At 51.5% G+C, this 14,431-nt stretch carries 11 protein-coding genes; 4 read left to right on the forward strand and 7 right to left on the reverse strand.

The annotated features are described in order from the left end of the window. Positions 1–10: 10 nt before the first annotated feature. The gene (locus tag RBH20_RS16830; protein ID WP_306710769.1) at positions 11–1,945 is read right to left on the reverse strand and encodes a COG1361 S-layer family protein; all 1,935 of its coding nucleotides are present in this window, start codon (positions 1,943–1,945) and stop codon (positions 11–13) included. Between the two features lie 493 nt (positions 1,946–2,438). Here RBH20_RS16830 and RBH20_RS16835 point away from each other — a divergent pair, with 493 nt between their 5' ends. Beyond that, entirely contained in the window at positions 2,439–3,038 is a 600-nt protein-coding gene (locus RBH20_RS16835; protein WP_306710771.1) for a TetR/AcrR family transcriptional regulator, read from the forward strand. 28 nt (positions 3,039–3,066) lie between these two features. On the opposite strand, the gene RBH20_RS16840 is transcribed toward RBH20_RS16835, so the two are convergent. Further along, a complete protein-coding gene (locus tag RBH20_RS16840; protein ID WP_306710775.1) occupies positions 3,067–3,510 on the reverse strand; it encodes a hypothetical protein in 444 nt (147 codons plus the stop codon). A 521-nt stretch (positions 3,511–4,031) separates the two neighbouring features. Between RBH20_RS16840 and RBH20_RS16845 the strand changes: the two genes are divergently transcribed. Next, entirely contained in the window at positions 4,032–4,388 is a 357-nt protein-coding gene (locus RBH20_RS16845) for a HalOD1 output domain-containing protein (protein WP_306710777.1), read from the forward strand. 536 nt (positions 4,389–4,924) lie between these two features. Here RBH20_RS16845 and RBH20_RS16850 read toward each other — a convergent pair. Next, positions 4,925–6,169: a Cdc6/Cdc18 family protein gene (locus tag RBH20_RS16850; protein WP_306711223.1), complete on the reverse strand. Its 1,245-nt coding sequence runs from the start codon at positions 6,167–6,169 to the stop codon at positions 4,925–4,927. A 795-nt stretch (positions 6,170–6,964) separates the two neighbouring features. After that, on the reverse strand, positions 6,965–7,558 hold the full coding sequence (locus tag RBH20_RS16855) for a helix-turn-helix domain-containing protein (RefSeq protein ID WP_306711226.1): 594 nt from the start codon (positions 7,556–7,558) through the stop codon (positions 6,965–6,967). Between the two features lie 152 nt (positions 7,559–7,710). Between RBH20_RS16855 and RBH20_RS16860 the strand changes: the two genes are divergently transcribed. Continuing rightward, a complete protein-coding gene (locus RBH20_RS16860) occupies positions 7,711–8,397 on the forward strand; it encodes an NADH-quinone oxidoreductase subunit B (protein ID WP_306710780.1) in 687 nt (228 codons plus the stop codon). A 24-nt stretch (positions 8,398–8,421) separates the two neighbouring features. On the opposite strand, the gene RBH20_RS16865 is transcribed toward RBH20_RS16860, so the two are convergent. Continuing rightward, positions 8,422–9,636, reverse strand: coding sequence for an ABC transporter substrate-binding protein (locus RBH20_RS16865; RefSeq protein ID WP_306710782.1), 1,215 nt, complete (start codon positions 9,634–9,636; stop codon positions 8,422–8,424). Between the two features lie 1,007 nt (positions 9,637–10,643). After that, entirely contained in the window at positions 10,644–11,714 is a 1,071-nt protein-coding gene (gfo6, locus tag RBH20_RS16870) for a D-xylose 1-dehydrogenase Gfo6 (RefSeq protein WP_306710784.1), read from the reverse strand. 691 nt (positions 11,715–12,405) lie between these two features. Between gfo6 and RBH20_RS16875 the strand changes: the two genes are divergently transcribed. Further along, complete coding sequence (locus tag RBH20_RS16875; protein ID WP_306710787.1) at positions 12,406–13,551, forward strand: alpha-D-ribose 1-methylphosphonate 5-triphosphate diphosphatase; 1,146 nt, start codon at positions 12,406–12,408, stop codon at positions 13,549–13,551. Between the two features lie 59 nt (positions 13,552–13,610). On the opposite strand, the gene RBH20_RS16880 is transcribed toward RBH20_RS16875, so the two are convergent. Next, positions 13,611–14,249, reverse strand: a complete 639-nt coding sequence (locus RBH20_RS16880; RefSeq protein WP_306710788.1) for a hypothetical protein — start codon at positions 14,247–14,249, stop codon at positions 13,611–13,613. Between the last annotated feature and the right edge of the window lie 182 nt (positions 14,250–14,431).

Genomic DNA, 14,431 nt, shown 5'->3' on the forward strand with positions numbered 1-14,431 from the left:
CCTCGGAGGGTTACTGTCGGCTGTACCAGACCGCACCGCCAACGACTACGAGGAGTCCAACACCACCGATCAGCCACAGTGGCGTCCCGCCGCCTCCAGACTGGTCCGTGACTTCTATCGGGAGACTGTAGGTGTCTGAAACCCGTTTGTCCCCGTCAGGCGTCTCATACTGGAAGTCAAGATTGAGCGGATACGTCTTGTCCAGCGCATTACTTCCCGCTGAGAGCTGGATGGAGACCGTTTCTGACTCACCGGGCTCCAGCTCAGCGATAAACGTTTCATCGTCACTGCTGCTGAGCGGGTCATTGACGAACGCCTTCCCCTCAATGCTGCTCAGCGTCTTGTCTTTCGTATTCGTTATCGTAAACGTAATCGACCGGTCTTGTCCCACACCGAGCGTTGAATTCTGCACTTCGATGTCGAATTCGTCCTGACTGCCATCGACTGTTGAACGAACCTCAAGTGTGTCTGCGTCAACCCTGTCACCGTTATCGTCGCGATAGCTCACGCCGAAGTCAAACTGCCGAGCGCCTGCCTCCGCGCTGTTAGACACGTCAACGCCAAAGCTGAAGTTGGCTGATTCGCCCGCATCGAGATTTCCGACAGCGTACTGCGTCTCTTTTGGCGATAGCGTCGATTGCTGGCTTTCCCACGCGATGACAACGTTCTCGACATCACGCGTTCCGGTGTTTGTGAGAGTTGCACTCAGTGATCCGTCTTCGCCGGCCTGAAGTGAGGTATCAATATTAGACACGTCGAAGTTCTGTTCAGGTGCCGGGCTGAGGCTCAACTGTACATCGTCATAGGTGCTGGTATCGCCCTCTTGATCATCGTACTGGACGTTGGCCGATAGCGCGTAGCTTCGTTCCTCAGCATCGGGGCTCGCTGTTGTATCGACTCGGACGGTTCGAACTTCACCGGGTTCCCAGTCGCCCACATATGCTATTGTTGAGGAACTCTTGCCGAACGTTATATCGGCGTTCTGTGAGACAAACGTAACAGATGCGTCATCAACAGTCAACGGACCCGTGTTGCGGAGTTGAACCTCGTACGTTCCCGTGTTGCTGACGGCGACAGAACTGCTTGAATTGACGACCGAGAACCGCTGTTCCGGATCAGGTTCGACCGCGACAGATTGTCCGACTGATTGTGTTCGGAGGCCGTCCTCGTTGTCAAATGCGACCGACAGCTCAAACCCGTATGGCTCCGGCTCCGCGGATTCAGCGGAACTTACACGATAGTTGAACGTCCGGACTTCACCCGGCTCCCACTTATCAACAAACCGTGAAGTCGCCTCGCCACCACTTACTTCGAGGTCTTGATTCTGAGATGCCAGCGTTACCGCGGCGTCCCGTGCAGAGCCGTCTCCAGTATTCTCGACGCTAACCGCCACCGTGCCTGTAGAGTCAACACGGGCATTTGATTCAACATCAGTCACATTGAATGTGGCGTCATCGGTGACATCGATTTCGATGTCAATAGTTCGGGTCTTCGTCTCTTCGTCCCGTGATCCTGTTCCTTCGGAAATGTAGCTCGTGTGCTTGTAGTTTAGTTTCAGTTGTGCCTCGTACGTTTCAGAGGAAGCGTCGTCATCCACGCTGATATCAAACGGCACTGTCGCCTGCGGTCCGGTTTGGAGAGTGCCAATACTTCGCTTTGAGTTCTTGACCGATATCGGCGCGTCGCCAGAGATAAGTTTCACAGTGAGTCCTTTTGCCGTGGTTACCTCACTGTTTAACGCCGGGTTCTGGGTGGAGCCGCTGTCAAGATCACCAGTGTTGACCAGCGAAATTTCTATTGTCTTTTGCTCACCAGGGGAGACAGTGTCGTCTTCAAGCGTTGCAACGATATCGGGGCTCCCAACAATCGCAGCGGTTGCCGTTCCGCTAGTTACGACAACGCCAACTACGGCCAGGAGTAGCAGCTTCTGTGCGTTAGATGCCATATTAGTAAGACTTCCATTCAATCCGCGGTTCGTTAGTAGTCGTAAACGGCTTCGAAATTCTTCGGTTACCAGTCGTCATGTTCCTGAAGTTGACTAAACGTTCAATCACATATAGTGCTTTCGTATCTCTTGGGATCGGATCGGAACATCCAATCAATCACAGTCCGCGCTACTCGGTTTCGGTTCTTCGGTCTATTTGCCTCAGAACGGCCGTAAAGGCCCCAAGTGGACTTAGAGAGACGATACACAAACCGATCTACGAACACGGAGAACTGGAATGCAGTCCAGTTTACCCCTTGATGTAGGAGGCAACAGTACGCTTAAGTTTATTGAATGTATAATCAACAGTATAGCTATCTACGAACAGCTGCCCCGACTCAATCCAGTGATGAAAACGAGATCCCAGACAGGCCACGTGGCCGACAACGAGGAAACAGTAAAACCGTGAGTCATTTGAACCGTACCGCTCAAGCAGGGAACGGTCGATGTAACGATGACTAACGAGATATCCTTTTTCCGGAATCCGGATGGAACCCGCGAGGAGATCCTCGAGGCTACTTTCTATGCACTGCGTCGGCACGGATACGCGGATTTGACTATCTCAAAGATAGGCGATGAGTTCGGGAAGAGTCAGTCGCTGATATATCACCACTACGACAATAAAGACGAGTTGCTGGTAGATCTTCTTGATTACATGCTTGAGCAGGTCGAAAACCAGGTTCCGCTTCCCAACCAGTCCCCTGAAGCGTACATCGACGTAATCGTCGACGAAATATTTGGGACCAGCAGCAACAGTGATATCGAGTTTTCCCAGGCTGTGATTGAGCTGCGAGCGCAGGCAGCACACGACGAGGATTACAACCGTCTCTTTCGCAGGAGTGATGACTTTATTCGAAAGCAGATCGCCCGTGTCATCCAGGCGGGTGTTGATGCCGGCGCATTTGCTGTCGAAGACCCATCGCAGACAGCCGCACTGTTCCACACGGTTTTAGTTGGGATCCAGGCGGAGCGGATTACCAGCGACGAGGACACAATCGACGACGTGAGAGCCGAATTTCGGCGGTATATCGAGAACTGTTTACTCTCCGAGTAGCCCCGCCAAGTCACGTCTAGCTGAACGATTAACTGCCACCGTCAGCCATCGTGCCGCCACCGGGCATCGACTGGCAGTCTTCTTCGGGTTTCTGGATCGGGTCAACCGTACCCCATGAATGGAAGTCCCACCGCATTGACTCGCCTTCAATGCGTCGCGGATATCCGGAGTCCGCGAGGATATAGTATGTCAGCGGCTCCTGAGAGCCTCCCTGAGAGATTTCATACACCAGCACTGCCTCACCATCGATAGTATCCCGACCGGCCGGCGTGATTTCCGGGTTTTCCTCCGGCTGATCGGAGAAACGGCCTGGATCGACCGCGTCACGATTCATCCCCTGTTGCATCGTTCCCTGGAGACACTGCCCTCCAGTAACAGTGTACGTGCTGTTCCCAATGTAATACATCTCCATCTGTTGTCCCTGCTGGTCGAACGACCAGTACATATCCCCTTGATAGAAACGGCCAGACATCTCGACGGTCCGCCCTCCAGACTGGACTGTGGCTATCATCGCATACGAATCGGGGAATCGTGTAACCTGACCGAACTGTGTCGATCTGTCGTCGTTACCGCGAGCCGTTGATTTATCTGTAGTGGTTGTCGAGGCTGAGTCAGGCGTTGGTTCGGCACCGCCACCACTCTCGGTTTCACCAGGGCCACCGCTTTGACTGCTGCCACAACCGGCAAGTACAGTCAAGCCCGAACACACGGCTCCGAGTAGCTGCCGCCTGTGTAGTTGGTGCATGGATACAGACATCCTCAACTGACGTGTACCACACAAAATACCATGTTTATTGTTACCATTTGTGTGCCAATCTGGCTGTAAGTCGGATCGGCGTATGTGTATGGGCTGACTGCTGAAGGCTGTATAGCTATATAGTATAGCTGATTCGAGTAGATATGAATTCAACCCAGTCAGATTGGAGAAAGTAAATATCGTACCCGAATATTCATACATGTATTATATATGCATTCCAGTTGTTTGCTAGATAAATGACCGACAACAGCCAGAATCATGAGGCTGACCAGGATGCGGGCCTATTCGCGGCGACAAGCGGCACCCCAACTGAAGTTCGGTACGACCCAACTGGCGATCAAGAGCTTGCTGCAGTTATTGTTCAAGCCATCGCCGACCAGACGAGAACAGAAACATATCATGAGTCTCCACTGCACGACTACATTGATGTCGGTGCAATTGAGACACTACTGTTCGGCACGCAGCCAAACGAGTCAACCGGATCAGCGACCCAGACCATCACGTTTCAATACCAAAACTTTCTGGTGACAGTTCGCGCTGACGGAGTAATCCAGTTGTCGGGCACTGACAGTTGCAGTCCAAGACGGAACTAATCGCAGGGCTATAGGACATCTTAGCCGGTCTGATAGCTTCTCTGTGTGTATACCTCACTGACGATCAATCTCAGAGTCTTCACTTACTGAGTTGGAGAATCTCACACCATCAAACGGGAACACCACGACAGGCTGCAGTAATCAGGCCTGTAAAACTGTGCAGACAGAGGATTTACGGAATGACCAGATGAAAGATCCGATTCATGTAGTAGGCGAGATCGTTTTGAATTTTCGAACAAGCAATCATTTGACGGGGAAAACTACTATCCAGCCATTCCTTCCTGAAAGATGGTTTTGAATACACACATCACACGTATTTGATTCTCAAAAGCAATATCAGTAGATTTCACAGGAAGTATAGTCGCAGCAACGGGAGAATCGTCACTATGAGACACCACCGTGTCCGGAGTTATTCGCGCTACTAAAGTAAAAATAGACGATTCCAATTGTCGGCGACGACACCACTGTGTCCGCTGTTCTATATCCTGAAAACCACTCCGTATTAGTCGGTTTCGACACCACCATGTCCGCTGTTCCTACGTGGACTGGAAGTCCGAGAGTGTCGCTTCGCTGTCAACAAGGTTAGTGACGGATTTGTGGATTCCAACATCATCAACAGTCTTCTCAAGCGCCGCGAGAATCATTTCCGGATCCATCTCGAGAGAGTACTCACGGTAGGTCCCTCCACGCCGTCCCTCGTTCCGCTCGATTGCCGAGATGATACCCAACATCGACAACTCACCGAGGTGGTCACGCATCCGGCGTGGAACAAGGGGGTCGATCCCTGCTTTTTCCGCGAAGTTCGTGTATCGAGGTCTGATATCCCGTGTTCGGGCCGGCGTCTTCCCTTCCTGATCAAGTGTCACCATCGCGTATACGACCAGATGACCGTGTTGGGTCAGTCCCGAAATACCTTCCTGAATCCGGCCCCGTTCCAGAACGTCGCGTGCCTCCCGAACAAGGTCTTCTGAAATCGTGTCTGTGTCTTTATCCCGGGCCAGATCGCCCGTTTTCATAAGCAAGTCAAGTGACTGTCGTGCGTCACCAGCGTCTTTCGCACCGTACGCAGCGCACAACTCGATGACGCCGTCTTCGAGGACACCGTCATGGAACGCTACGTCAGCGCGTTGTTGTAGGATCTGTATCAACTCCTTCGCGTCGTATGCAGGGAACTGGATTTCCTCTTCACAGAGTGAGCTCTTGACTTTTGGGGAGAGGTCATCACGGAAAGAGAAGTCGTTCGAGATGCCGATGATCCCAATCTTCGCAGAACTAAGGTTTTCATTTGCTCGCGCACGCGGGAGTTGATAGAGGATACTGTCGTCTTCGATGTGATCAACTTCGTCGAGAACAATATAAATAGTACCACCACAGGAATCGAGTTCGGTCCACAGCATATCATACACCGTCGCGCGGGGATATCCTGTCGTACTGATCTGGCTCGTTTCGTCCCTGAATTCGTTGACGAGTCGGGTAGCGATTTGATAACTACTGGAGAGGCCATCACAGTTTAACATCTTCACCGTGAGATCGATATCCTCGTACTTTGCTGCGTCTTCTTCGAGATGATCGATTAGATACCGCGTGCCAGCAGTCTTCCCAACCCCCGTCTTACCGTATAAGAAGATATTGTTGGGCTGCTCACCGTTGATTACGGGCTGGAGAGCGGCTCGATACCGGTTTAGCTCGGTATCACGCCCGACGAGATTATCAGGCTGGTAATCTTCTCGAAGAGCGTCCCGATCCAAGTAGATCTCGGTGTCGCGTTCGAACATCCCCATAGTCGTTGCTTGACGTATTGGAAGGAACATATATAAAACCACCCCCATCCGCAGTGTCCGGAGCGTCCGCTGTTCTTTTCTTTATAAAGAATTGGGGGGACCCTCCCACCCCACTATGTCCGCAGTAACCAGAGAAGGGTGGGAGGGGGTGAAAGAAAGGAAGGATAAATTATAGAAAGGTTTATTACAGTCTATGAAGAGCTAGACCGTAATGCAATTTGATAGCTGTAAGCGACAGCACTATAGTATTACTCTAGAGCATTCCTAGCCTAGGCAAACCATATTTCACCCAAAAATTGCTGTTTCTCTCTCCCCCTCTCGCCTCATCGCGAAGAACAGCGGACAAAGTGGGGTGGGAGTGTTCTCTCCAATTACTGACCTAGTTTGCGGCTCTCAGACTCCCTTTAAGCGATTCATAGCATTTCTATTGTCTAAGCACACACCGCTGTGTCCGCTGTTCTCCTCTCTAACCCACCAGAACAGCGGACATCGTGGTGTTATTCCGTCGTAGCCACACCACGATGTCCGCAGTAACTGACCCCGACTTCTCAAGCGCTCAGTAGAACAGCGGACATCGTGGTGTCCACTTAGAGTTATGCCCTGTCTTCTTCGGTCAGACGCCACAATGTCCGCAGTAATTCGGCAGTAGATACCATCTAATACGGTGTTACTGCAGACACTGTGGTGTTCTCAATGACCAACAATCCACTCGCTACGTTCTACTGCTTTCCATCCGTTCAAGCAATTCAAACACGGGAGTGGCGCACTGATATCTAACTGCCTCTGTGGTAGCTGTCATCTGAACACGCGTTCAACAAGCTGTGCCTCCGCTTTTCTGAGATGATTCGATGCAGTACTTGGGGCACAACCGAGTTCTTCGGCAACGTCCTTGACGCTCCCGTTTCGTGGGACGTCGTAGTAACCAACTTCCTGTCCTGCGGCGAGTGCCTCGCGCTGGCGTGAAGTAAGGCCGCTGGCGAATGTTCCGGGACTGGCATCGTATTCGCCGACTTTCCGGACAGTTACCGTAATTCCGTCGGGGAGTGCATTTCGGACCTGTTCGAGAGCGGCAGGCTCCCCGACGACATCGAATAACACTACCCCATGCGGTCGGTAGGCAATCGGCGGGACCACCATTAGCGTCGGCTGTTCGAACGCCGTGTAGAACTGCTGTGATTGGTCGGTCTCTTGGCCACGGACAAATGCGTAGAACGCCTCGTCGCGAACGGGTGTAATATCGTAGCTTTCCATGGTTTCGACAGCAGAAAGCGCCGATTCGTAGGGATCGCGATCGCCGACGACATAGAACAACGTATAGGCAATTCCGTCTTCGACGCCGACTTTCCATGTAACGAGCCATTCGCGCTTGATTGCCTCACTTTCGGTTATAAAGCGGTGCATCGGACGCTGATACTCCGGTGCATACTGAATCTCCAAGCGGAGATATCTCACAGGCGAGTCCTGGAGGTGGCTTCTAAATAAAGACACTAGTGTGTACGACAGTTCGCGTATTCGCCTCCACTATCTATCACCATCTGGTCATGAGTAGTGATCGGCGAAATGTGGACGATGCACAGTCTGCTGAGCGGGCACGCTGCGGCAGAAACACGAACAACCGATTTAATTCTACACTTCGAGAGGTGCTTGGTTCATCCCCGTTCATACTCACGAAATTTGACTCGTTCCTGAACTGGGTTCGGGGGTCTTCCATGTTCGTGCTGCAGTTCGGCATCGCCTGTTGTACCATTGAAATGATGGGCACTCTCGCAATGAAACATGACCTTGACCGCTTTGCTGCCGGAGTCCCTCGGGCGTCACCGCGACAGGCGGATCTGATTATCGTCCCGGGGACCATTGTTTCGAAGTTCGCGCCGCGGATGAAGCGCGTCTACGACCAGATGCCCGAGCCGAAGTTCGTCGTTTCGATGGGATCCTGTACTATTTCCGGTGGCCCGTTTCAGGAAGGATACAACGTGATCAAAGGTGTAGAGCAGGTCATCCCGGTCGATATCCACGTGCCGGGCTGTCCGCCACGTCCCGAGGCACTCATCTACGGCGTCGCCAAACTGCAAGAGCGAATCGCTGAGGGTGAGTCCTCGCCGGTAACGGTCAAGCCATACGAACTGGAGCGGTTCGGCAATCTCGAACGGGATGAAATCGTAGATAAACTCGCAAGTGAAATCGACGAGGACGACCTCGTCATGCGGTACGACTGGAATGCGCCATAGGCTTCGGACGCCGGCTTGACTACACTATCCGTCAGTAATGATCTTGGCAACCCGGTCACGGCTGAAAAGCTGTTCATCCGTCGGGATCTCCGGGTAGTGATCTCCGTTTTCATAGGTTGGCCACTCACCAAAGATCTCTGGGTAGAGTTGTTTCGCGGTCATCTCGATCTGGAACAGATTCATGATCGGGCCGTGGTATCGCATTCCGTGTGCGTACACACGGTCGGCTTGGACTGCGGCGAGCTCTTTCCCAACGCTGTGTGATGTGAGGCTTTCACGGACATCGTCCATGTTGTAGCGCGGTGTCATTCCCCAGAGGTGGAGGATTACATCAGGGTCTGCCGCCAGCATTGTTTCATAGCCGACCGAACCCCAGAGACCGTCCCACGTTGCATCCTCGAAAGCATCGTTGGCTCCGAGCGGACGCGTGTCGGCGAGCCAGAAGCCAGGGCGGTTCAGGTGATACGTCCAAAACTGGCCGTCGCCAAGTGTAACCCGAACCGCTGTCGGTCGGTCTTCTTCCGGTGGAAGGTCCGTCTGGATGGTATTTATGAGCTCATTGTGAACGGCTCTGAGCTGTTGGTAACGCTTTCGCTCCCGAAACACGGTGGCAACACGACCGAAAAGTTCCCACAGCGTGTAATACTGGTAGTTCCCACTGTAGGGTTCCTGCGGGTCACCGTGTGTTCCGCTGTAGAAATTTCCGAAAAAGGGTCCAATGTTGTCGACAATTTCCTCGATATCGCCCATATTCCAGTTCTCTTGGGTAATCGCCCATGCAGGATCGAGGAAGTGAACGTCGCTACCGAGGCTGTAGAAGAACTCCTTGCTGAAATTATCGTAGGGATTCGGAAGGTCTTCCCACTCAAAAGAGACACCAGAAAGTCTCTCGTAGTAGTGGTTCATTGCTGGCCCAGCCATATCCGGTACGAACATCGAATTGACCGCGTTACCGTGATTGAGCGCAACTAACATATCTGCATACTGATTGTACATCGTGAAGACGTTCTCCGGGACGGAGTCGAATTCGACTTCCCCGACAGGAGAAAGTGAGGCAGTGTAGAGGCCGCTATCTGATGGGGTTGATGTGCCCGTTTCACCACTGTCCGATGTAGCTGTACTGGATGGTTCGCCACCGTCACTGGAACAGCCAGCGAGTATCGACGTGCCAAGCAGCACACTACTGCCGGAAAGGTAGTCGCGCCGTGTGAGACTACCCGTGTCGCCTGTCTTATCCATATTTTAGGTTGTCCTAATCCTGTGTATATGACTTTCGAATTAATCGGACATCTGCAGCTAGGTATACGAAAGGATCTTGACGGTGAGGAAGAAACCAAGTCCGAATGCGGTGAGATACAACCACGCTCCCGACGACAACGTTGATTACTGACAGGGCGACCCAGAACACCCAGACAGCACCACTACTCACCGAGGACGTTCCATGATGACTCCCGAACGGCGGGTTACGCATCGTCAGCTCCAGTTAGCCTCCGACAGGTAATCGGTTCCACTGTGGATGTTCTGTGCCTTGCTTGCAGTACGAGTGACTGACCACGTTATTACTGCAGTAGATGTTGATCAATTTCAATCTGTGACAGAATTCCTCGGTATTTTGCTGTGCCTACTATATCTCCCCACTTTTTACTTGTAAACATACCACCGCATAATCTCTATAGGACAAATACGATCATAACAGTGGTAACGGCAAAAAATGAGTATGCGGGGTCAAAATATCAGGCTGGAATAGATAACTTTGAAACCATACTCGTCATTTATATCTACAGATAGTAATATCTTGAAGATAGGTTGACTTAGATGATAACAGATAGGTAAATTCAACCCTATATGGTGCCTGTAGAATCAAATCAGTAAGGCTCTATATCAAACACAATTGTCAATACACGGCTTTCGAGGGTTTGTCGAGCTCGCTGGGATATATATAACATCTGTACAGATGTTATTACGCTCCGGCTTTATGCCTAGGCCACAGCTTTTTAAATGACACCTGGTGCGCTGTATTGTAAATCTTCGTTAGGCCTCTCAGCTAACTATGGCTCGCAAAAACAGATCTTCAATCCCGGATAGGTGAGCGGAGTGGTGCCTCTTCTGGAAATCCATTCGAAATACTATCTGTGATCACGCTGTACTCAGTCCTGACTGGGATGACATAACAACCGTTATCGGCACATAACTCAGTCTCAAGACAATGAGCCAGCGGTGGGATTAGATAAATCCGAACGATTCTGTTACAGCTCGACGATATCGCCGCTCTCCGCGGCTTCGTGAATTGCTCGGATAACTCGCATATCTTGGAGCCCATGGCGGCCGTCCGGGACAATGTCAGCGCCAGTCAGAACGCGATCAGCGAAGTAATCGAACTCCTCCCGCATTTCGTCCTCTGCGTCAACGTTCTCGTGTTCGACAGTTACTGTGGTCTCGTTCCGAGACAGGTGGAGGTTTACTTTCCCGTGGAATGCTGGACGGAGCTCAATCTGCCCGTCCGTTCCAGTTATCTTCAATTGCGTATCACTGTGGGCGTTCTGGCTATCGGTCGTAACCATCTTCACACCGTCTTCGAGCACAAGCAATGCCCCAGAGCGCTCATCAGGCACGTCTTCGAAGGCCTCTCCATGAGATTCCATCTGTGACTGCACCGCCAGTGGTTCTCGTTCGAGCAAGAAGCGAGTCGTATTAATCGAGTAAATCCCTAGGTCCATCACTGAGGTGCCATATCCTGACAGGTCCGGATCGAGCCGCCACTGGTCTGTGTCCGGATTCATTTCAAGCAATGGCTGGCTGTTGTTGCCGTAGACGGATACTGGCTCGCCGATGAATCCGTCTTCGATGAGTTCTTTTGCACGCCTGACCGCGGGGTCAGTCTGCATTCGATAGGCAATCATCAGCGGCACAGCGGCGTCCTCACATACTTCAACCATTTCCTCCGCCCGTTCGACTGTTGACTCCATCGGTTTCTCACATAGGACTGCCTTGTCTAACTCCGCGGCTGTCTTTGCGTATTCTAGGTGCAAAGCGTTCGGTGTCCCAATGTAGATGGCATCAAACGCGTCGGACACCTCCCCGTCATGGAACTCTTCGTAACTGATCCCATGGTCCACACCGTTCTCGTTGGCGAGACGTTTAGCTTTCTCCGAGGAACTACTCACAAACGTCGTGACTTCACCCAGATCAGAGTCTTGGATTGCGGGGAACGCTAGATCGATTGTCCACCAGCCGAGGCCCAATAGTGCGTACCGGACCGTTCCGTCCGTTGTAGTTTCCCAGTCACGCTCGTTATAGGTGTCAACCCAATCTTTCATACGAATTTGTTTTAAACGCTCAGCGCTAAAAACTTCGGATTCCGGACACGCAAACACCACGCTGGCAGTAGAAACACGTAGACTTTCGGTACAACTCCGACCGACCGAGTCCTTCTTGATGGCGATACTTGATGGTGTTCCTGGTTTTGATCGATTCCGCGTTTGATCTGCTGGCGAGTGAATTGATGCCGCCGGAGTCAATCACTACTCGGTACTGTGATGTCGTTACAAGCGACTCTGTCCTTTACTCAGGTGCCATTATACTCTTTCTCACTACGGGAAAAGTAGGGAGAAATCACTGGTCAAACACTCTCGTTCAGACAGTTAAGGTGGTATTATGTGAGTAGGTGTAACCTAATAAATATGAATCTGCCAAAATCATCCGTATCTTGTTCACTCTGTGAAGGTATTATATAAATATAACTTAGAACATGTGCTCGACTGACATATGAATTAATACTTGGTATGTTACGTGGTGTCGAATTCTGTGGATCGCATCTCCACGAATTAATAGTGGGCTTGACGAAGGTCTCCGATTATTTTATTCCGCATAACTCTCAGCTACAACCGTCTCTCACATATAAATATAAACTCTATATTCGACCGTGGTGTAGCCGTAGCAAGCTCATATTCATGTTTCGAGGAAGTGGATCATTACCACACTGATACATCTGACAGGGAGCCACAGTGAATGAACGACAACGCAAACCAAACATCGATCTCAGGAGGAAATGTTGTTACGCCAACAGCTGTAGTAGAGAACGGGACAGTGACGTTCTCTGACGGAAAAATAGTCTCAGTGGAAGCAGAATCTCATGCCAACCCCGATATTGATGCGACGGGTAAATATATTCTACCTGGATTGGTAGATCTCCATGGTGATGACATCGAACGGCACCTTTTTCCAAGAGAAGGGGAGCGCGTCGATACAGCTATCGCTCTAGATCGATGTGATATTGCTAATGCCAGCGCTGGCGTTACGACAAAATATCACGCTATCTCGTTCGAAGACGTTCCAGATGATAACCGGAGTATCGAATTAGCCCGCCGCCTCGCAGAGCAGATACGAAATTTCAACTCCGAAACTGGCGCCCGAGTCGATAATAGACTCCATATGCGGTGTGAGATAACTAATGAAACGGCAGTTGAGGCTGTTTCGCAAGAAATCAAATCAGGGGGCGACCTCGTTTCCTTGGTCTCACATGTTCCCGGAACAGGTCCGCTCGCTAGCGAAAATACACTTGCGCAACGCTATGACCACCCTGACGGGGAATTAGAAACCAGCCTTCAAGCCCTCAAAACACGCCGTAGTGGTGTCTCCGAGGCAGAACTGATATCGCGCGCACGAGGGATCACAGAATTAGCACGGAGTAGAAACATGCCGGTCGCCTCACACGACGATGGAACTGTTGCGAGTGTAGATAACGTCGCTGCCATCGGGGTCGACATCAGTGAATACCCGCCATCTCACCGTGTTGCGCAGCGTGCAACCGAGCTAAATCTGACCGTTGCGATGGGTGCGCCGAATGTGGTTCGCGGTGGGAGCCTGTGTGACGGGCCCGATGCGTCTCAGGCAATCAAAGACGACGTCGTCGACATCCTTTGTAGCGACTTTCGTCCGCAGTCACTGCTCAGCTCTGTTTTCATTGAAAACGATGAGCCGCTCAAAGACCGGGTGTTACGTGTTTCTACTGCGCCAGCTGCTGCTGCCGGCCTGTACGACAGAGGACGGTTGGAGTGCGGGGCAAGGGCAGATATTATTATCGCTGATCCAGATCCGTCTCCATCCATAGTACGAACATATGTTGCCGGCGACGAAGTGTATTATTCGGCATAGCTAATCGGTACGCGTACTGCGTGAAAATTAGGTTCGGAACCAAAACGTTGTTATTTGAGCTACCCGCTGTCCGGCGCTTCCCGCTCAACTGACCAGTGATACACGGAACACGCGCCTGCAACACCCACAACTAGGGAGAACAGTCCTAAAACCATGCTCCCGGAAAGTGAGAACGCGATAGAGGCAGCGAGGACCATTGCACCCAGCACCGAGACAGCTGCATAATACTGATACCACGGTCGATTATCTACCTCCTCCCCCTCAGAGCGGTCGAGGTACTTTTCGAAGTCGTTGGCCTTCTCGGTAAGGGTAATATGCCCACGGTCTTGGTTAAAATCGACGACACCGATATCGTCCATCTTCGGGAGATGGCACTGGTAAAGCCCTACGTACACGCGCTTGCGCTCGCTCGATGTCAGCGCATCAGTTGTGGTCTCGTTCTCGATGGCCGCGACGTGTTCTGCAAGTTCTCCAAGAGAGACCTGTTCATCTCGTTCTCGAAGAAAATGGAGGACCTCTCTACGGCGGCTGTTTTTCAGTATCTCAAAGATAACGTCCAGAGATGCACTAGGGTCGTCCTGCTTTTGTGATGCTGCTTGGTCGGCACTGTTTTCGTTCTCCTTTGGCGCTGGGACGGAATCATCGCTTAGTTCATTATTCGGTTCTGCTTTCGTTTGTGCGGTGTCTTTGACTCCCATATTTACCCACTTCCTGTGTGCTGCGACATCGTCCACCCGTCTGGAATTGCGCTCACACAGCCCCCCGGCTGTATCGACGGAGCGTTACGCTGTCTGCCAGCATTTCAAATCAACATCACCTTGCCACTTAATACTTTGTTATGTAATATATTGAATAGTTTTTCTCTGATTACCATCGGGGA

The sequence above is a fragment of the Haloarcula sp. H-GB4 genome (assembly GCF_030848575.1).
GTDB lineage: Archaea > Halobacteriota > Halobacteria > Halobacteriales > Haloarculaceae > Haloarcula.